21 protein-coding genes are annotated in these 16,550 nt (G+C 39.1%); 13 read left to right on the top strand and 8 right to left on the bottom strand.

What is annotated here, in order from left to right; all coding sequences use genetic code 11:
- Positions 1-46: 46 nt before the first annotated feature.
- Both MKY45_RS17060 and MKY45_RS17055 read right to left on the bottom strand, forming a co-directional pair.
- Positions 47-295: a hypothetical protein gene (locus MKY45_RS17060; RefSeq protein ID WP_042530633.1), complete on the bottom strand. Its 249-nt coding sequence runs from the start codon at positions 293-295 to the stop codon at positions 47-49.
- Positions 296-358: 63 nt separating this feature from the next.
- Positions 359-1,789 (bottom strand): amidase, encoded by a 1,431-nt coding sequence (locus MKY45_RS17055; protein WP_042530635.1) that lies wholly within the window; start codon positions 1,787-1,789, stop codon positions 359-361.
- Positions 1,790-1,973: 184 nt separating this feature from the next.
- On the opposite strand from MKY45_RS17055, the gene MKY45_RS17050 reads away from it, so the two are divergent.
- The 3 genes from MKY45_RS17050 (at position 1,974) to MKY45_RS17040 (ending at position 3,906) form a co-directional block, all read left to right on the top strand.
- Positions 1,974-2,411 carry a DUF86 domain-containing protein gene (locus tag MKY45_RS17050; protein ID WP_042530636.1) on the top strand — a complete coding sequence of 146 codons (438 nt, stop codon included), beginning with the start codon at positions 1,974-1,976 and terminating at the stop codon, positions 2,409-2,411.
- Positions 2,412-2,441: 30 nt separating this feature from the next.
- A complete protein-coding gene (locus tag MKY45_RS17045; protein ID WP_212928796.1) occupies positions 2,442-3,077 on the top strand; it encodes a helix-turn-helix transcriptional regulator in 636 nt (211 codons plus the stop codon).
- Between the two features lie 61 nt (positions 3,078-3,138).
- Positions 3,139-3,906, top strand: coding sequence for a TIGR01457 family HAD-type hydrolase (locus tag MKY45_RS17040; RefSeq protein WP_193063661.1), 768 nt, complete (start codon positions 3,139-3,141; stop codon positions 3,904-3,906).
- A 70-nt stretch (positions 3,907-3,976) separates the two neighbouring features.
- On the opposite strand, the gene MKY45_RS17035 is transcribed toward MKY45_RS17040, so the two are convergent.
- On the bottom strand, positions 3,977-4,495 hold the full coding sequence (locus tag MKY45_RS17035; protein WP_042530643.1) for a phosphatidylglycerophosphatase A family protein: 519 nt from the start codon (positions 4,493-4,495) through the stop codon (positions 3,977-3,979).
- 86 nt (positions 4,496-4,581) lie between these two features.
- On the opposite strand from MKY45_RS17035, the gene MKY45_RS17030 reads away from it, so the two are divergent.
- The gene (locus MKY45_RS17030; protein ID WP_193063662.1) at positions 4,582-5,547 is read left to right on the top strand and encodes a hypothetical protein; all 966 of its coding nucleotides are present in this window, start codon (positions 4,582-4,584) and stop codon (positions 5,545-5,547) included.
- Between the two features lie 43 nt (positions 5,548-5,590).
- Positions 5,591-6,556 (top strand): 2-hydroxyacid dehydrogenase, encoded by a 966-nt coding sequence (locus MKY45_RS17025; RefSeq protein ID WP_193063663.1) that lies wholly within the window; start codon positions 5,591-5,593, stop codon positions 6,554-6,556.
- Positions 6,557-6,633: 77 nt separating this feature from the next.
- Here MKY45_RS17025 and MKY45_RS17020 read toward each other — a convergent pair whose 3' ends face one another.
- On the bottom strand, positions 6,634-6,858 hold the full coding sequence (locus tag MKY45_RS17020) for a NifU family protein (protein ID WP_040979025.1): 225 nt from the start codon (positions 6,856-6,858) through the stop codon (positions 6,634-6,636).
- A 178-nt stretch (positions 6,859-7,036) separates the two neighbouring features.
- Here MKY45_RS17020 and MKY45_RS17015 point away from each other — a divergent pair, with 178 nt between their 5' ends.
- The 3 genes from MKY45_RS17015 (at position 7,037) to MKY45_RS17005 (ending at position 8,673) form a co-directional block, all read left to right on the top strand.
- A complete protein-coding gene (locus MKY45_RS17015) occupies positions 7,037-7,363 on the top strand; it encodes a YuzD family protein (RefSeq protein ID WP_193063664.1) in 327 nt (108 codons plus the stop codon).
- A 20-nt stretch (positions 7,364-7,383) separates the two neighbouring features.
- Positions 7,384-8,238, top strand: a complete 855-nt coding sequence (dapF, locus tag MKY45_RS17010; RefSeq protein WP_193063665.1) for a diaminopimelate epimerase — start codon at positions 7,384-7,386, stop codon at positions 8,236-8,238.
- A gap of 78 nt (positions 8,239-8,316) precedes the next feature.
- Positions 8,317-8,673: a HesB/IscA family protein gene (locus MKY45_RS17005; RefSeq protein ID WP_193063666.1), complete on the top strand. Its 357-nt coding sequence runs from the start codon at positions 8,317-8,319 to the stop codon at positions 8,671-8,673.
- Between the two features lie 217 nt (positions 8,674-8,890).
- On the opposite strand, the gene MKY45_RS17000 is transcribed toward MKY45_RS17005, so the two are convergent.
- The gene (locus MKY45_RS17000) at positions 8,891-9,874 is read right to left on the bottom strand and encodes an NAD(P)/FAD-dependent oxidoreductase (RefSeq protein ID WP_042530654.1); all 984 of its coding nucleotides are present in this window, start codon (positions 9,872-9,874) and stop codon (positions 8,891-8,893) included.
- 301 nt (positions 9,875-10,175) lie between these two features.
- On the opposite strand from MKY45_RS17000, the gene MKY45_RS16995 reads away from it, so the two are divergent.
- A complete protein-coding gene (locus tag MKY45_RS16995) occupies positions 10,176-11,384 on the top strand; it encodes an NAD(P)/FAD-dependent oxidoreductase (protein ID WP_193063667.1) in 1,209 nt (402 codons plus the stop codon).
- 122 nt (positions 11,385-11,506) lie between these two features.
- Positions 11,507-11,818, top strand: coding sequence for a YuiB family protein (locus MKY45_RS16990; RefSeq protein WP_042530659.1), 312 nt, complete (start codon positions 11,507-11,509; stop codon positions 11,816-11,818).
- Between the two features lie 73 nt (positions 11,819-11,891).
- On the opposite strand, the gene MKY45_RS16985 is transcribed toward MKY45_RS16990, so the two are convergent.
- Both MKY45_RS16985 and deoD read right to left on the bottom strand, forming a co-directional pair.
- The gene (locus tag MKY45_RS16985; protein WP_042530661.1) at positions 11,892-12,371 is read right to left on the bottom strand and encodes a divergent PAP2 family protein; all 480 of its coding nucleotides are present in this window, start codon (positions 12,369-12,371) and stop codon (positions 11,892-11,894) included.
- A gap of 292 nt (positions 12,372-12,663) precedes the next feature.
- On the bottom strand, positions 12,664-13,371 hold the full coding sequence (gene deoD, locus MKY45_RS16980; RefSeq protein WP_042530663.1) for a purine-nucleoside phosphorylase: 708 nt from the start codon (positions 13,369-13,371) through the stop codon (positions 12,664-12,666).
- 320 nt (positions 13,372-13,691) lie between these two features.
- Between deoD and MKY45_RS16975 the strand changes: the two genes are divergently transcribed.
- From MKY45_RS16975 to MKY45_RS16965, 3 genes are all read left to right on the top strand, one after another.
- Positions 13,692-13,955, top strand: a complete 264-nt coding sequence (locus MKY45_RS16975) for a phosphocarrier protein HPr (protein ID WP_042530665.1) — start codon at positions 13,692-13,694, stop codon at positions 13,953-13,955.
- Positions 13,956-14,087: 132 nt separating this feature from the next.
- Positions 14,088-14,300, top strand: a complete 213-nt coding sequence (locus tag MKY45_RS16970; RefSeq protein ID WP_042530667.1) for a hypothetical protein — start codon at positions 14,088-14,090, stop codon at positions 14,298-14,300.
- A gap of 110 nt (positions 14,301-14,410) precedes the next feature.
- Positions 14,411-14,980: a superoxide dismutase family protein gene (locus MKY45_RS16965; RefSeq protein WP_244882341.1), complete on the top strand. Its 570-nt coding sequence runs from the start codon at positions 14,411-14,413 to the stop codon at positions 14,978-14,980.
- Between the two features lie 101 nt (positions 14,981-15,081).
- Here the strand turns inward: MKY45_RS16965 and MKY45_RS16960 are convergent, their stop codons facing one another.
- Complete coding sequence (locus MKY45_RS16960; RefSeq protein WP_042530669.1) at positions 15,082-16,269, bottom strand: MalY/PatB family protein; 1,188 nt, start codon at positions 16,267-16,269, stop codon at positions 15,082-15,084.
- Positions 16,270-16,550: the final 281 nt, after the last annotated feature.

Raw genomic sequence — 16,550 nt, 5'->3', positions numbered from 1 at the left:
GCTAAGAAGACATTTTGAACTTCTTTTTTTATACAGCAGGAAAGCTTTAATTATCTTTTTCTTCGAGAGGATGGGCTCCGGGAGCTCTTCGTTGCAGCTTTTTATGCTGTTTTTTGTCTGCGTAGGTGAAGGCACTTGTGCGCTGCTGGCCTTCTTCCCAATCTGTTGACTTTCCAGAAACCAAGTCATGTTCACGAATATCAGATCCAAAAGGCCCTTCGGGAAATTCCTCTGGAATGAGGGCATCATGCTGTTTTTGAACGGTTGAATGCTCTTGATAATCTTTTTTTGGCATCGTTATTTCCCTCCCGTTAGTTTGTAGTTTGTGCAGATGGAGGGAAATCTCGCCTTCTAATAATTACCTGTCTGTCACCTCTGCCAGCTTATACCCGCGAAAGCGTTTCGTAAGTAATTTACCCAGACGAAAAATGGCATCCTCATTACCAATACTGCTGATAATTTGTACGCCGATGGGCATGTTTTTCTCGTCTTCTCCAACTGGAATAGTCAGAGCAGGAAGCCCCCATACATTCGCATAGGCAGTATAAGGCATGTATTGCAAATAGGTTTTACGGATAGAGAAAATCTCTTTAAAAACCTGCCCGTGATCTAATGCGGACTGATAATACACGGGCATTATCAGCAGCCTTTTATCTAAATATGTTTTTAACAGCTCGTCACCCTGCTGAATGATATCCATTATTTCCCGGACTCTTTTTTGCGAAGGTTTAAACATTTTTGCTCCAATAATGGCCCAGGATAAATATGGGTGGACATTCGTACGCTGTCTCAGTTTCTCTTTTAAAAAGGAACGCACTAATCCGGAGCGGTCATTATTAAAAGCTTCATCTTCAACCAATTTACTTCCATTAATCGACATGATTTCCTGCCATATTAAGGCACTGTCCCTAAAATAAGGCGGCATCACCTGCTGGACATTGTAAATTCTTTCAAGAAAATTTTCCAGCTGCCCTAATAAATTCCCTGTTCTTGTGGAAAGCGGATAGCCTGGATTAGCTGGTAATATTTCTATTTTAAATTCCTGCAATGTCTGATGCTTGAAGTGGCTTGGAGATAAAATTTCATAAATAAGCTGCATATCCTCTACAGATTTCCCCATTGGCCCGACTGTCAGCATCCGATGTTGCAGTTCATGCTGGACAGACGGAAAATGGCCTTCTGTGGAAATGGTATCCTTCCCGGGTTTGAAACCGATAACTCCATTAAAATGAGATGGAAAACGAATGGAACCGCCAATATCTGAACCAATCCCGACAGCAGACCCGCCGGAAGCAAGCAGCGCACCTTCACCACCGCTGGAGCCTCCAGCGGTTTTGGTGATGTCCCAGGGATTATTTGTTCTGCCATATAACTTATTATCCGTTTCCTGACAGAAGCAAAGTGCAGGCGTATTTGTTTTTCCGAGTATAATAGCGCCCTCCTGCTTTAATTGCTGAACAACTTCTGCATCCTCTTGATAAATAAGGTCCTGACGGTGTTCTAAGCCTGCTGTAGTTTTCATTCCCTTCACATGAAAGCACTCTTTGATGCTGATGGGAACTCCGTGTAATTTACCCAGAGCCCCATTATTCTGCAGCAGTTCATCTGCTTCCTGAGCCTCTTGCAGCGCTTCAGTAAATCTTTCTTCAACAACTGCATTAATGGAAGGGTTAATCGCTTTGATTTGTTCAATAAAAGCTGTTACAGCATCTATAGAGGTTAGATGCTTCTTTTTAATTGCGGATGCTATACCCGTGGCATCCATTTTTAAAATATCTCGCTTTTCCATCCGGCATTTATCTCCTTCACACGTATTAGACTTACTATATCACGTTTTTTGAAAAAGAAGGAAAGATTCGCTTCTTAATTCTATACTTTATCAAGAAAGTTCAGTGAAAATACATTACAAATTATGATATGATAATAGTAGTATGGAAACATCCTTTAGTATAGACGTTTTTGGGGGAATCATAATGTATTTTGTAGATCAGGAAAAAATTAATCAGACATTGACATTTATGAATGAGATTTTAGATACGTTAAAGAATCATTCCTATCACAGCCCAGTAGAATATCTTGCGTTGGAGCGCATGGCGCATGTCTTTATCGAAGGTGTGCTGGATGTAGGAAATATGATGATAGACGGTTTTATTATGAGGGATCCGGGTAGTTACGAGGATATTATTGACATCTTAACAGATGAAAAAGTTATTCCTGCGGAGGAAGAAGCAGTATATAAAGCTCTGATTCATTGGCGTAAACCTTTAGTACATGAATATCAGGCAATCGATCATCAAAGTCTGGAGCAGTTTTTTGAAGAGCACGCAGAGGTATTTACCTATTTTTCAAAGCGGATTCATACATATCTGCAGAATGAACTAGGCGTAGCAAATGCTTTTTCAAATAAATAAAATGTATGTTTAAAAGGGGAGGGCAAGCGGATGGGGAAACGTGTCTCGACAAAGGATAAGGTTATCCAGGTATTGAAAGAACAGGGTACGATAACGATGGATACACTGATGGCCCATTTTACTATCTCAGAAACAGCTGTCCGGAAGCAGATTCATACGCTTGTGCAAGAGGGATTTATTGAGGTGCAGCAGCATAAAAAAGAGATTGGACGGCCGTATCATACTTATCGTTTAACAGAGAAAAGTCAAGAAAGTTTCCCTAATCGCTATAAAGAACTCTCTTTAGACCTGCTCCATGATTTAGAAGCATTACAGGGAAAACAGCTAATCAGCGAGCTTTTAAAAAAACAGTCAACGAAGGAAAAAGAGCAATTAAAGAAGCTTTTAGATTCCTGTTCTACAACGGAAGAAAAAGTAGCTGCGTTAAAGGATTTTCAAAATCGGAGCGGCTATATGTTTCAAGCAGAAGATAAAGGTGCGCAAGGCTTTCAATTAAATAATTTTCATTGCCCTTTTTTAGAAGTGGCAAGGGATTATCCTGTGATGTGCCAGCATGAAAAAGAAATGTATGAAGCCTTGTTTCCGAATCAGGAAATTAAGACAAAAGCGCTGCTGGTTGATGGAGATAAATGCTGTCAATGGCGGATAGCTGCTAACTCAGAATAAACATCGGTCAGTCAAGCGTCTTAAAATAGGTATGATGTAATCGAGATAGAGAGGTAATAATGTGAAGAAATATAAAGGATATCTTATTGATTTAGACGGGACTGTTTACAGAGGGAATGAGGTTATTCCTGAAGCAATTCCTTTTGTAAAGCAATTAGCAGAAAAAAATATTCCTTATGTGTTTGTAACAAATAATTCTACAAAAAGCACCCGGGAAGTAGCTGAAAAGTTAAACGGATTAGGAATCCTGGCAAATCACAAACAGGTCGTTACCAGCAGCATGGCAACGGCGAAGTATCTGCAGGACCAATCCGTAAAAACCTGCTACTGTATCGGGCAGAGCGGTCTGAAGAATCCAATAAAAGAATATGGTATCCAATTAACGGACAGTACAGATGCGGATGCGGTTGTTGTAGGCCTGGACAAGGATATTACCTATGACAAGCTTGCTAAAGCATGCATAGCTATCCGCAAGGGTGCACAGTTTATTTCTACCAATCGGGATCACGCTATTCCAACTGAAGACGGTATGGGACCAGGCAACGGAGCTTTTACTGCTTTGATTCAGACAAGCACCCAGCAGGCGCCTGTATTTATTGGCAAGCCGGATACGGTTATCATGAAAGAGGCATTAGATGTACTCGGTTTGCGGAGAGAGGATGTTGTAATGGTTGGAGATAATTACCAGACAGATATCCAGTCGGGAATCCATGCCGGTGTAGATACGTTATTTGTTTCTACCGGGGTGACTTCCACAGAAGAGCTGGCAACCTTTGAAGAGCAGCCGACATATATCATAGAAAATTTATCAGAATGGACCTTTGAATAGCAAAAAAGCATTCATCCCCTATCTAATATGAGCATAGGGAGAATGAATGCTTTTTTGTGTCCAATGTTTTTTATCCGTCTAATTCTTCATGTTCATTTTCTGCATCTCCATGAGCCAGACGACTGGAGGCTGCAGCTGCGACAGCGCCGACGATATCATCTAAAAATGTGTGGATTTCGCCGCTGCTTTTATCATTCAGTTTTTCTAAGATACCGGGTTTTTGTTTATCGATATATCCAAAATTGGTCAAGCCGATGGAACCGTAGACATTGACAATAGACAAGGCAATGACTTCATCAATTCCATATAAGCCTTCATCAATCTGAATTGTTTCCTGAAGCGGCTCGCTTAATAGCTTTTTCTCCGCCAGCATATCTAATTCAATGCCTGTGATGACTGCATTTTGTACTTCTCTTTTCGTTAACACACGATTTACATTAAAACGGCAGGTATCCATCGTTAAATCGTTATGATATTTTGATTGCAGATAGTATACCAATTCTGCAATATCATCTATTTTGACACCACGTTCTTTTAAAAGCTGTCTTGCTCTTACTTCAAGTTCTGTTTTGCTTGTATACTTCGTCATTTAAAACACACCTTTTTTCGATTTAATATAATTGTATAGTCCTTTCCTTCATATAGTTAATATATACGATAAGGAGGAGTTTGTTGATGCCGATGTCAGAAATGCTCCGCAGTCAATACGCTATCCAGATAGAAGGGAAGCAATTCATCGAAGAGCGTGAGGGTTATCAAAAAGAGCGCTATCACTATTTTACCATTCCTGCGACAAACAAGGAAATGATATTGATGGAACAAGCCACTTTGGCCTATTTCTTAAGAGAAAACGGATTATACAATGTAGCTTATCCCATTCGGAATATCAACGGAGATTGGTTTACCAATTATGGCAATGAATTGTGGATGGTTCTTGTATTAGACGATGAGTCACAAATATCTCGTCAGGAAAGCCCTGGTAAAATGCTCGGTGATATTCACCGCATTGGGAGCAGTTTTCAGTATGAACCGAAGGCGATTTCAAGCTATGGGTTATGGAGAAAGCTTTGGGAAGAAAAGCTGACTTTTTTTGAGGAAGAATTAACAAGACAGGCAAAAGAAGAAGGAGCGAGTAATTATTTATCTGAAGTGATGGATATTTTACCATATATTGTAGGAATCAGCGAAAATGCTATTCAATATTTACGGGAAAGCGAAAAAGAGCAGCGCATCTTACAAACAGATCAGAGTACGGTTGCTTTTGCCAGATGGAATACATCTGAAAAGAAAATTGTTTGGACAGATGAACTCGTATATGACCATCCGACGCGTGATATTGCCGAGTATATCCGTTATGCTTTTTTACAAAATAAATCGGAGGCAGAAATTAATCAGTTTTTAAATGATTATCAAAACTATCAGCCGCTGTCTGTATTTGCGTGGAGACTTATCTTTGCCAGGCTGTTCTATCCAATCCATCTTTACGATTTTTTAGAGGGCGCTTTCCAGTACCCGAATTCTCAAGCGTTAGAGCAATTATTAAAGCATCAAGAGGTTTATGAGAGGAGACTGGCGAGGTTTTATGAAACGGTAGGTGTTGATGTTTCGGATTGGCAGATACCTATGATAAGCTGGTTATAAGCAAAAATTCATTATTTCATCGCAGGAAGGAGAATACTCGTATATGTCCAAGCCAAAGGTTTATATTACGCGCAAATTAGAGGAGAAATATGTAAAAGCTTATCAGGAACAGCTGGAAATCCGGATGTGGGAAAAAGAGGAGGAGCCTGTGCCAAGAGAGACGCTTTTGAAAGAGGCTGCTGATGCAAATGCCTTATTTGCCGTATTAAGTGATTCTATTGATGAAGAGCTTCTGTCTAAAGCTCCTCAATTGAAGGTGGTTGCGAATATGGCCGTCGGTTACGATAACATCGATTTGGAAGCATGTGAGAAGCATGATGTTATCGCAGCGAATACACCGGATGTTTTATCGGAAACGACCGCAGATTTAGGCTTTTCCTTATTGATGGCTGCTGCCAGACGAATTGTAGAAGCGGATGCGTGGGTGAAGGAGGATAAGTGGCAGGCGTGGGCGCCATTTTTCTTTGCCGGCTCAGATATTCACGCAAAAACTATCGGTATTGTAGGAATGGGGAGAATTGGAGAAGCAATAGCGAAACGTGCAGCAGGTTTTGATATGAATATCCAATATCATAACCGTTCCCGTAAAAAAGATGCAGAAGAACGATTGCAAGCAACGTATGTCAGCTTTGAAGAACTTTTGGAGACTTCTGATTTTGTTGTGACAGTAGTTCCGCATACGAAGGAAACGGATAAAATGTTTAACCGGGCCGCTTTTGAAAAAATGAAATCAAGTGCTATTTTTATTAATATCTCACGCGGAAAAGTAGTGGTTGAGGATGCACTTGTCCATGCACTTAAAACGGGAGAAATCCAAGCAGCAGGATTGGACGTCTTTGAAGAAGAGCCGATTAGAGCAGATCATCCGCTTGTTGGTTTAAATAATACCGTATGTCTTCCGCATATCGGGTCTGCCAGTGTAGAAACAAGAAAAAGAATGGTAGAGTTATGCATGGATAATATCCTGGCAGTCGTCAGCGGAGAAGAAGCAATTACACCAATTTCATAGAACAAAATTTGATTTTAAAAAAATAAAAAACGGAGCAGGGTTTTGATATTGCCAAAAGCCTCTCCGTTTATATTTAATTAAAATACTTGTTCTATTTCTGTTACGCCAGGAACCTCTGCCATCAATGCACGCTCAATTCCTGCTTTTAATGTAATGGTTGAACTAGGGCAATTGCCGCATGCTCCCATGAGACGAAGTAAAACAACGCCATCATCGTCAACGTCAACTAACTCTACGTCTCCGCCATCACGTAATAAGAATGGACGAAGCTTGCTTAATACTTCTTGTACTTGCTCTTCCACAGTCACCTACTCCTTTCCCACAAATCTATTATAACGCGGTTAAGCATAAAAATCTATTTGAAAATGATTTTCAATTAGCTGGTTAATTTTATTTTATCTTTTTACGCTTATTTTGTAAAATAATTAATATGGAGGACAGGCGAGAGGAAAGAGATATTTGGAAGGAGAGGGTGTTAACATGCCGGCAATAACGATAACTGTCTATGGAAGTGAACAAATCTGCGCAAGCTGTGTCGGAGCACCAGGTTCCAAAGATACGTATGAGTGGCTTCAGGCAGCAATAGGGAGGAAATATGCTTCTGACGGCGTTCAATATAATTATATCGATATCAATCAAACGCAACCAGACGCTGGTCAGCAAGCATATGTAGAGAAAATAATAGAAGAAGATCTTTTTTATCCAGTTGTATGGATTAATGATAAAATGGTAGCAGAAGGAATCCCGCGTTTAAAGCCAATTTATCAAGCATTGGAAGAACTGGGACTCGAAGAAATAGAAGGATGAACAGAAGAGGGGAAGAGAAGATGAAAATACCTTTTACGAAGATGCATGGGCTGGGAAATAATTATATCTATATTGATCTTTTTCAAACAGAGCTGCCAGAGAACCGGCTGTCTGAATTAGCTATCAACATGTCAAATCAGAATACGGGCATTGGTTCGGATGGAATGATTTTGATTCATCCGGCAGAAAAAGCAGATGTAGGTATGCGTATCTTTAATAAGGACGGTTCAGAGGGAATGAATTGCGGGAATGGATTGCGCTGTACAGCTAAATATGCTTATGAAACAGGAATTGTGGATAAAAAAGAATTTACGATACAGACAAAAGCTAATATTGTTCGAGCTACTGTGAAAGAGAATGACGAGCAGAAAGTCAACGAAGTAACCATTGATATGGGAGCTCCGATATTACAAAGAGAACAGATTCCGATGCTTGGAGAAGCAGGAACAACTGTTATAAATGAGCCGTTCGAGGTTGCAGATAAGACACTGCATGTCACTGCGGTTTCCATGGGAAATCCGCATGTGATAACGATGGTGGATGCGATTGATGACGCGCCGCTGACAACGCTGGGACCGGTTATTGAAAAGGATGAACGCTTCCCTGAAGGGGTTAATACAGAGTTTATTGAGGTTGTGTCGGATGAGGAAATACATTTCCGTGTCTGGGAACGCGGCTCCGGCGTGACAGAAGCATGCGGAACAGGAGCCTGTGCGGCTGTCGTTGCAGCAACGTTAAATAAAAAAGTAACCAAAGGTAAAAAGATTGTTGTTCATTTAGCCGGCGGAGATTTAATCATTGAATGGAGAAAAGATGATCATATCTGGATGACCGGCGGAGCAGAAACCATCGCAACGGGAATTTTTTATGCTTAAAATGAATTACTTGATTCTGACAAGTTCAGGTGTATACTAAACATATAGGATATACAAGGAAAAAAGGAGGTTCAGAAGATGATTATTGAACTGACTGATCGTGCAAGTGCACAGATTAAAGAAATGATGAGAGAGGAATCAGACCAGGCGATGCTTCGTTTTGGCGTGAAAGGCGGCGGCTGCAGCGGCTTATCCTACTCCTTAGGTTTTGCTGATGAAGTAAATGAGGAATTGGATATTATTGAAACCATTAACGGTATTCCAATCGTCTTTTTTAACCAGGATATTCCAATTATTGAAGGTACCAAGATAGATTATAAAGAAAACATGATGGGCGGCGGGTTCAGCATTGATAATCCGAACGCAATTATTTCCTGCGGATGCGGCTCTTCCTTCCGCACTGCACAAAATGCCGGTGCACCTGGCGATTGTTAATAAAGAAAGATTGGCAGAGAAATACTGCCAATCTTTCTTTTAAATCTTTTATCTAAATTTCTACTAAAAACATCTCCAAGATCCTCAAACTAAACAATGTGGTGTTCAAGCTCTTTTATCCCCAGGATTTAATGAAGTGAACTGTATAAAAAAAGAAAATCGTCTGAAGCAGAGAAAATTCTCATTCAAACGATTTTTCCATCATGTATTCCCCTTTTTAAAACATTGCTGTTGAGTGTTTCGGTTGAATTCTTGCTTTGGGATCGATGTAATTTTTAGCATTATTGATTGCTGTCGGCCCTTCACCAAATCCTGTTGCAATCAATTTAACTTTTCCGTCATACGTACAAATATCTCCAGCGGCGTATATACCAGGAATATTTGTCTCCATTTTAGAATTTACAACGATACTATTTTTTTCAATTTCTAATCCCCAGTTTTTAATTGGCCCGAGACTGGAGATGAATCCATAGTTACAAATAACATCATCGACTTCTAATTCAATCAATTCTTCTTCTTTTATCTTTTGTAAAATAAGCTTTTCAATCTTCTTATTTGCTACAATGGCTGTTGGAGCATATGGCGTCAGCTTTTCTACAGCAGAGGCCTCTAATTGCTCTACACTATGCTCATGAGCTCGGAATTGGTCTCTGCGATGAATCAATGTCACTTTAGAAGCAACTTTTTCAAGCATCAAGGCCCAGTCTACAGCTGAATCTCCGCCACCTAGAATAGCAACATGCTTGTCCTTGTATTTATTCATATCCGTCACATAATAGTGTAAGTTCGTATTTTCGTAGGCTTCGCTGTCTCCTACGTTTAATCTTCTAGGCTGAAAAGCCCCATTGCCGGCCGTGATAATCATTGTTTTTGTCAAATGAACTTCCCCGGTGTTTGACACAAGACGAAAGCTGTCATCTTCTAATCGTTCCACTGTCTCAATGGCTTGTCCAAGTACAATTTCAGGATCGAATAAATTGGCTTGTTCTTCCAGCTGGTCAACAAGCTCCTGCGCACGGACTTTTGGAAATCCTGCAACATCGTATATATATTTCTCTGGATATAGTGCTGTTAACTGTCCTCCAATATGAGGCAGGCTTTCAATTATCTTAACACTAGCTTGACGCATGCCGCCGTAAAAGGCTGTGAATAAGCCAGTGGGTCCAGCTCCAATGATTGTTACATCAAAAACTTTCTCCATACAATACCTCTTTTCTTTCTAGACGTTTACCTATCCTATGGTATCACAAACTTGTTTTAGTTTGAATTATATCGTTTCAAAAGGGAAGAAATTTTCATTTAGATAGTAGCATGTCTAAATGCTTTCTTCATAGGTATAGATAAAAAAGAGGTTTTAAAGCTTGCTATTTTTGATTAAAGCATTTAAGATAAGTTAGTATTATTACAGTTTGATTACAAAACGAAGTTATTTATATGACAAAATGCGTTTTGTTTCGCATTTTAGTGATAAATTACAAAATTAATAGGAGTAGTGAAAAACCATGATTAAACCGCATATTGTAATATTAGGGGCGGGTTATGGAGGTATAATGACGGCAGTTAAGCTTCAGAAACAGCTTGGAAAGAATGAAGCAGAGATAACGCTGGTTCATAAATATGACTATCATTTTCAAGCAAGCTGTCTGCATGAAAATGCTGCTGGTACACGGCATCAAGATCGCTCCAAAATAAAAATCAAAGAAATTATTAATCGTTCTAAAATAAATTTTATTATAGATGAAGTTGTTTCTATCAAAAGAAATTCTAAAAAAATCAAGCTTAAAAATAAGGAATTACACTATGATTTACTTGTTATCGGTCTTGGCTTTGAGCCGAGGGCTGAAGGAATTCCGGGACTGGATGAACATGCTTATTCTATCACGGATATCAACAGCGCCCGTTTTGTCCGTGAGCATATCGAATATAATTTTGCCAGTTATGCGAATGCTGAAAAGAAGGATGAGAGCAAGTTAAGTATTGTTATTGGCGGCGGTGGAATTCTAGGTGTTGAATTTGCAGGGGAACTGATTAATCAAATACCAGAGATATGCAGAGAATTTGACATTGAGAAAACGCAGGTGCATATTTCCATACTGGAGGAAAGTAAATCTCTTCTGCCAGGGTTCGATGAGAAACTGGCACATTACGCAGCTACGTCTCTACAATCCAGAGGAGTAGAGATTATCCATCAAGCTAAACTGAAGGAATGTCAGGATAATAAAATTATTTATGAAACAGAAGGGAAAAATCATAAAATTTGTACACATACATTTATTTGGACTGGCGGGGTACAGGCCAATCCTGCATTTGAAAAAGCCGGACTGGCTTTGAAAAATAAAAAAATTGAAGTGGATCCCAATATGCTTTCTACAAAAGATGATTCCATATTTGTCGTTGGAGAATGTGCATATACAGCAGATGAACATGGGGAGGAAGTCCTTCCAACTGCAAAAAAAGCTATCGAGGAAGCCGCTGTAGTCGCAAAAAATGTTTCTTCCAGGTTACGGAATAAAGAACTTACTGCTTGTCAGCCGGTTAAACAAGGAATGCTCGCCACTTTAGGTCAAGAAGACGGAGTGGCGGTCATAAAGAATCGAAAGGTGTTTGGGTGGCGAGCTGTATTAGTCAAACGAATTTACGATAATCATTATTTATTTCAATTAGGCGGATGGCAATTATTACTGAAAAAAGGAAACTTTCATTTATTATAAATAATAATAGATAGAAATATAGTGACAAAAAAGCAAAGGTTGGCAGATGCTGCTTTGCTTTTTTGTCATTTTAAGATAAAATGTGCTTTGTATGCATCCTTAGAAAGGACGGAGGGAAGAGAATGGTTCAACTTGTTGTTTCTGTTGTATTATATTTTGTTATCTTTTTTGGAATTGCATTTATATTAAATATGTTATTAAGAAAAACATGGCTGATGGCGTGCTTATATCCGATTCTAATGATTTTTATTATAGATAATGTTTCTTTTTTCAGCTATTTCACAAGTCCGGGGGAATCTTTTTCGGCGCTTGGAGAACGAATTGTTGCTTTAACAATTGCTGATATTGTGATTTTATTATCTGGTTTTATTGGAACGATTGTATCTGGTTTGGTTATCCGGTTTTTAAGGAAAAGCGGCTATCAAATGTTTTAACAGAGAAATGGGATTACATAAAAGAAAAGACCAATGCTCCCAGCAGGAGCATTGGTCTTTTGGTTCTTATGGATTAATAAGAAAAAAACGGTGCAAGAGAAAAGGCAATAATAATTCCTGTGATGGCGCCAAAAAATACTTCAATCGGCTGGTGCCCGAGTAATTCTTTCAGTTCTTGTATTTTTTCATTTTCTTTCTTTTTGCTCCAGTCTTTGGCGCTGGAGGTAATCAATTGAAAATCACGGACGAGCTGATTAATCACAATTGCCTGTTCACCAGCCTGCCTGCGGACCCCGGAAGCATCAAACATGGTAATGACACTGAATATACAAGCAAGCGCAAATACACTTGATGATACACCTTCTGCAATGCCGACAGCAGTAGCTAACGATGTCACTGCTGCAGAATGGCTGCTGGGCATTCCCCCTGTACTGAAAGCAAGTCCAGGCTGAAATTCTTTGGTGAAAATCAGTTTAATTGGTATCTTTATAACTTGAGCGAACACAATCGCAATGAGTGCAGCCCATAATGGGAAATTCGTTAATAAAGTCATGGATGAGGGAACTTCCTTCCTAAGTAACGCATCAATTTTTGGCAGTTAAAAAAGTATATACTTTCTTACTGCATAAGTGTAGCTAAGGTTGTCACCTACAGGCTTGGTGACAATCAAGTTTTCTAATTATTTTACCATAGTTTGTACCGGAATAAAAGGAAGGCTCAGGTGCTATCAGGAATATGCGGTTTTGCAGATTAGAAAAGTGTATTCCTGGAAGTGCTTGAGCCTTCTCTGTAATAATTTATCACGGAGAATCGTCTGTGAAACTCCCGCTGAATGAAGTTTCATTTTATTGAATAATCGTGTCTAATGCTATTTCCATCATTTCATGGAATGTGGTTTGACGCTCTTCTGCTGTTGTTTCTTCGCCGGTGATGATATGATCAGAAACAGTAAGAATGGATAATGCCTGACGTCCGTATTTCGCAGCCAGGGTATATAATGCAGTAGATTCCATTTCAATGGCAAGCACTTGATATTTGGCAAGTAATTCATTTACTTCTTTGGCATTATCACGATAGAAGGTATCGCTTGTAAATACATTTCCGACACGGAGCTGTAATCCTTTTTCTGTTCCGGCATCATAAGCATTTTTTAATAATTCAAAGTCAGAAATTGGCGCATAATCAATGCCGTTAAAAATAAGCTGATTTATTTGCGAGTCTGTTGTGGCTCCCTGTGCCAGGATTACATCACGGACCTTGACATCTTTTTGAATTGCACCGCATGTGCCGACGCGAATCAGTTTTTTGACATCATAACTTTGAATCAGCTCATTCACATAGATGGAGATAGAAGGGACACCCATGCCGGTTCCCTGTACAGAAACACGCTCTCCTTTGTAAGTGCCGGTATACCCGTACATGCCTCTGACTTCATTATATAATACAGCATCCTCTAAATAATTTTCTGCGATGTATTTTGCCCGCAACGGATCACCCGGCAATAAGATTTTATCTGCTATTTCTCCCTGCTTTGCTCCGATATGTACACTCATTTTCATATCCCTCCATTATTAGTTTCCGTCTTTAAATTAAAGGTATCATAAAGATTTTTGAAAAACAAATGAATCCATTTTCAAAATAAAAAGCAGAAAAATTCAAAGATTGGAACACAAAGCTGTGTATGTATAGTTGTTTCTAAACTAAGTGTGAATTCAAAATGAAAGCGTATCCGATTCTTTATTTCATAAAAAAAGCAGTTATGTATTTCATATTTCGTGATTTTTGTATATAATAGAACATAGGTTTATGTGAATTAATTAATTTGGTACATAAACGATACAGGTTTTCAAAAAAAGAAAGGATGTTGTATATAATGAAATCGCAAACTTTTACAATCACTGCAGAAACTGGAGTACACGCACGTCCGGCTACTTTGTTAGTAAATAAAGCTGGTCAATTTGATTCAGAAATTGAAGTGAGCTACAAAGGTAAAAATGTTAACCTTAAATCCATCATGGGTGTAATGTCTTTAGGAATTCCAAAAGGTGCTGAAATTGAAGTAAGCGCAGACGGAAAAGACGAAGCGGATGCTTTAAACGGTATCGCTGACGTAATTAAAGAACATTTAGGTGAATAATTTTACATGATGCATAAAAGCGTCCTGATTTCAGGGCGCTTTTATGTATATACATATGGTTTTCAAAAATGCTCATATTTACATGCATCGAATATTTGATATAATTGTCTTCAGAAAGGTGTGAATAGCTTTATGATGCCATTTCTTTATTTCCCGGAAGATAAAATGGAGTATATTCCTGCAGTGATATCACTAATTATTTTTATCGCATTGGCCGTCACAGTGATGCGGTGGATGATGAAAAAGTCGAAAAAAGATCAGGAACGTTTTGAGCAGGAGTACCAGGATGTTTTACAGCAAACGCAAAAAAATAATAATGTGACAAATACCTCCTCTAATCAATAAGATTTGAGGAGTTTTTTGATTAAAAATTACTTCTTTGCCTAAACTATAAAAAAAGGTAAAGGAGCTTATCGATGCGACGACGGAATAAAAAGTTATGGATGCTCTCTCTAATGATGTTATTTTTTTTATCAGGATGCTTGCTGCCGCATGAAAACTCAGAAACGCTGGAGATGTATAATGCGGATGGAGATCGTGTAGGAACAGCCAGATTAAATGAAACCGATGGCGGTGTTTCTGTAAATGTGGAAGTAGAAGGTTTAAGTCCTGGTTTTCATGCAATACATGTTCATGAATACGGAAAATGTGAGGGGCCTGATTTTTCTTCCAGCGGAAATCATTTTAACCCGGATGGGAAAGACCATGGTCTGATGCAAACAGATGGACCGCACGTCGGTGATCTCCCGAATATTGAAGCGGATGCGGACGGGGCTGTTCAAGAAGAGCTGATTATTAATGAGGCAACATTAAAAAAAGGAAAAAATAGCCTGACGGCAGATAACGGAACTTCTTTAATTATTCATGATGGGGTAGATGATGGGATGAGCCAGCCGGCAGGTAATTCAGGAGACCGTATCGTTTGCGGAGTAATCAGCGGAGATTCTCAAAGCGGGGAAGAGCAGGACGCACCGACTGATCCGACGGAAAATAATGATAAACAGAAAAACGAAGAAAACGGCTAAAGATGTAATTGCATTTGGCTGTGAAATATAATAATGTCTGATTTCATGATAATAAAAACTGCATTCTCCCAAGGATGAATGCAGTTTTTACTCTTTTCTAATTAATTAGTAGATGCTCTCCATGCCTCGACTGCATGAATAATTCGTTGTACGCCTTCTTCAATGGTTGCCCGGGGGCATGCGACATTAATACGCATAAAAGCGTCCCCTTCATCTCCATAGTCCTGACCAGGATTTAAGCCGACTCGTCCTTTATCAATCATGAATCGGTTTAATTCTTTTTTATCCATATTCAGCTGGGAGCAATCTACCCAGACAAGGTAGGTTCCTTCCGACTTGATTACTTTTAGTTCAGGTGCATGAGCGGCAAACATTTCTTTAATATATGCTGTATGGCTTTCAACAACTTCGAGCAGTTCTTCCAGCCAAGGCCCGCCATGACGGTAGGCTGCTTCCATAGCTGTAATAGCCATTCCGTTTAAAGAGTTATTTAAACCTTGACGGAGAAATGCTTTTTCTAATTTTTGTTTGTTTTGCTTGTTTGGCGTCACGGCATAGGAAGCTTGCAAGCCTGCTAAATTAAAAGTTTTAGAGGGAGCCATGCAAGTAATGGTTTTATCAGCAATTTCTTCTGATAAACTGGCAATTGGCAGATGTTTATGTCCTTTGAAAACTAAATCAGCATGAATTTCATCAGAGAAAATCATCGCATCATATTGTAAACACAGCTCTGCCATTTTTCGAAGCTCTTCCTCTGTCCAGACACGCCCTACCGGATTATGAGGTGAACATAAAATAAATGCCTTCACACCGCTTGCTAGTTTCTTTTCCATATCCTCAAAATCTATGGTGTAATAGTCATCTTGTTGAATTAATGGATTCTTTACAACCTCACGGTCCAACACCTTTATAATATTATAAAAGGGTGTGTACACAGGTGTTTGAATCATAATCTTATCGCCGGGTTCAGTGAATGCCTGCAATGCCATATGTAGCGTATTGATCACGCCAGGACTGTAGTTAAGCGAGTCCGCTTGGATATCCCATCCGTGCCGGTTTTTAACCCAATCTGTAATAGAAGATGTGACATCTTCATCGATTACTGTATATCCGTAAATTCCGTGCTCTGCACGTTTAATAAGCGCCTGATTCACAGCTTCCGGGGCTTTAAAGTCCATATCTGCTACCCACATTGGGATAACATCTTCCGACTGGAATCTTTTTTGAAGCATATCCCATTTCATTGATTTGGTTTGCTTACGGTCATGTACCTCTTCAAAAATACTCATTCTTCGTTTGCCTCCTTACATGATTTCATTTTTCTATTATAACAAAGATTCCTCAGAAAGATAGAAAGCTGACCAGAAACTTGCAGTTATTCATTTTAGGACAAAAAAAAAGCAAAGCGTGAATACGCTCTGCCTACAGGGGGAATACGAGAAAGCCTTACAATTATAGTAATACCCGCTGTTAATAAAAATAAACCAAAAACTTTTAAAAAAGTTTATTAAATTTATTTTTATTAAAGATTGCTTATTTAACGGTGCTCACAAATGCAGAAAACCTTTCT

The sequence above is a fragment of the Oceanobacillus sp. FSL K6-0251 genome, from assembly GCF_038004725.1.
GTDB classification, from domain to species: domain Bacteria; phylum Bacillota; class Bacilli; order Bacillales; family Amphibacillaceae; genus Oceanobacillus; species Oceanobacillus oncorhynchi.
Note: the sequence above shows the minus strand (reverse complement) of the source record. Positions and strands in the feature narration are given on the sequence as shown.

Coding starts and splice junctions, on each gene's coding strand:
- MKY45_RS17050 (WP_042530636.1), top strand. CDS start 1,974: ATGTATTTTGTAGATCAGGAAAAAATTAATCAGACATTGACATTTATG.
- MKY45_RS17030 (WP_193063662.1), top strand. CDS start 4,582: ATGCCGATGTCAGAAATGCTCCGCAGTCAATACGCTATCCAGATAGAA.
- MKY45_RS16970 (WP_042530667.1), top strand. CDS start 14,088: ATGATGCCATTTCTTTATTTCCCGGAAGATAAAATGGAGTATATTCCT.
- MKY45_RS16975 (WP_042530665.1), top strand. CDS start 13,692: ATGAAATCGCAAACTTTTACAATCACTGCAGAAACTGGAGTACACGCA.
- MKY45_RS17025 (WP_193063663.1), top strand. CDS start 5,591: ATGTCCAAGCCAAAGGTTTATATTACGCGCAAATTAGAGGAGAAATAT.
- MKY45_RS17055 (WP_042530635.1), bottom strand. CDS start 1,789: ATGGAAAAGCGAGATATTTTAAAAATGGATGCCACGGGTATAGCATCC.
- deoD (WP_042530663.1), bottom strand. CDS start 13,371: ATGAGTGTACATATCGGAGCAAAGCAGGGAGAAATAGCAGATAAAATC.
- MKY45_RS17015 (WP_193063664.1), top strand. CDS start 7,037: ATGCCGGCAATAACGATAACTGTCTATGGAAGTGAACAAATCTGCGCA.
- MKY45_RS17000 (WP_042530654.1), bottom strand. CDS start 9,874: ATGGAGAAAGTTTTTGATGTAACAATCATTGGAGCTGGACCCACTGGC.
- MKY45_RS16990 (WP_042530659.1), top strand. CDS start 11,507: ATGGTTCAACTTGTTGTTTCTGTTGTATTATATTTTGTTATCTTTTTT.
- MKY45_RS17045 (WP_212928796.1), top strand. CDS start 2,442: ATGGGGAAACGTGTCTCGACAAAGGATAAGGTTATCCAGGTATTGAAA.
- MKY45_RS16985 (WP_042530661.1), bottom strand. CDS start 12,371: ATGACTTTATTAACGAATTTCCCATTATGGGCTGCACTCATTGCGATT.
- dapF (WP_193063665.1), top strand. CDS start 7,384: ATGAAAATACCTTTTACGAAGATGCATGGGCTGGGAAATAATTATATC.
- MKY45_RS17035 (WP_042530643.1), bottom strand. CDS start 4,495: ATGACGAAGTATACAAGCAAAACAGAACTTGAAGTAAGAGCAAGACAG.
- MKY45_RS16960 (WP_042530669.1), bottom strand. CDS start 16,269: ATGAGTATTTTTGAAGAGGTACATGACCGTAAGCAAACCAAATCAATG.
- MKY45_RS16965 (WP_244882341.1), top strand. CDS start 14,411: ATGATGTTATTTTTTTTATCAGGATGCTTGCTGCCGCATGAAAACTCA.
- MKY45_RS17060 (WP_042530633.1), bottom strand. CDS start 295: ATGCCAAAAAAAGATTATCAAGAGCATTCAACCGTTCAAAAACAGCAT.
- MKY45_RS17005 (WP_193063666.1), top strand. CDS start 8,317: ATGATTATTGAACTGACTGATCGTGCAAGTGCACAGATTAAAGAAATG.
- MKY45_RS16995 (WP_193063667.1), top strand. CDS start 10,176: ATGATTAAACCGCATATTGTAATATTAGGGGCGGGTTATGGAGGTATA.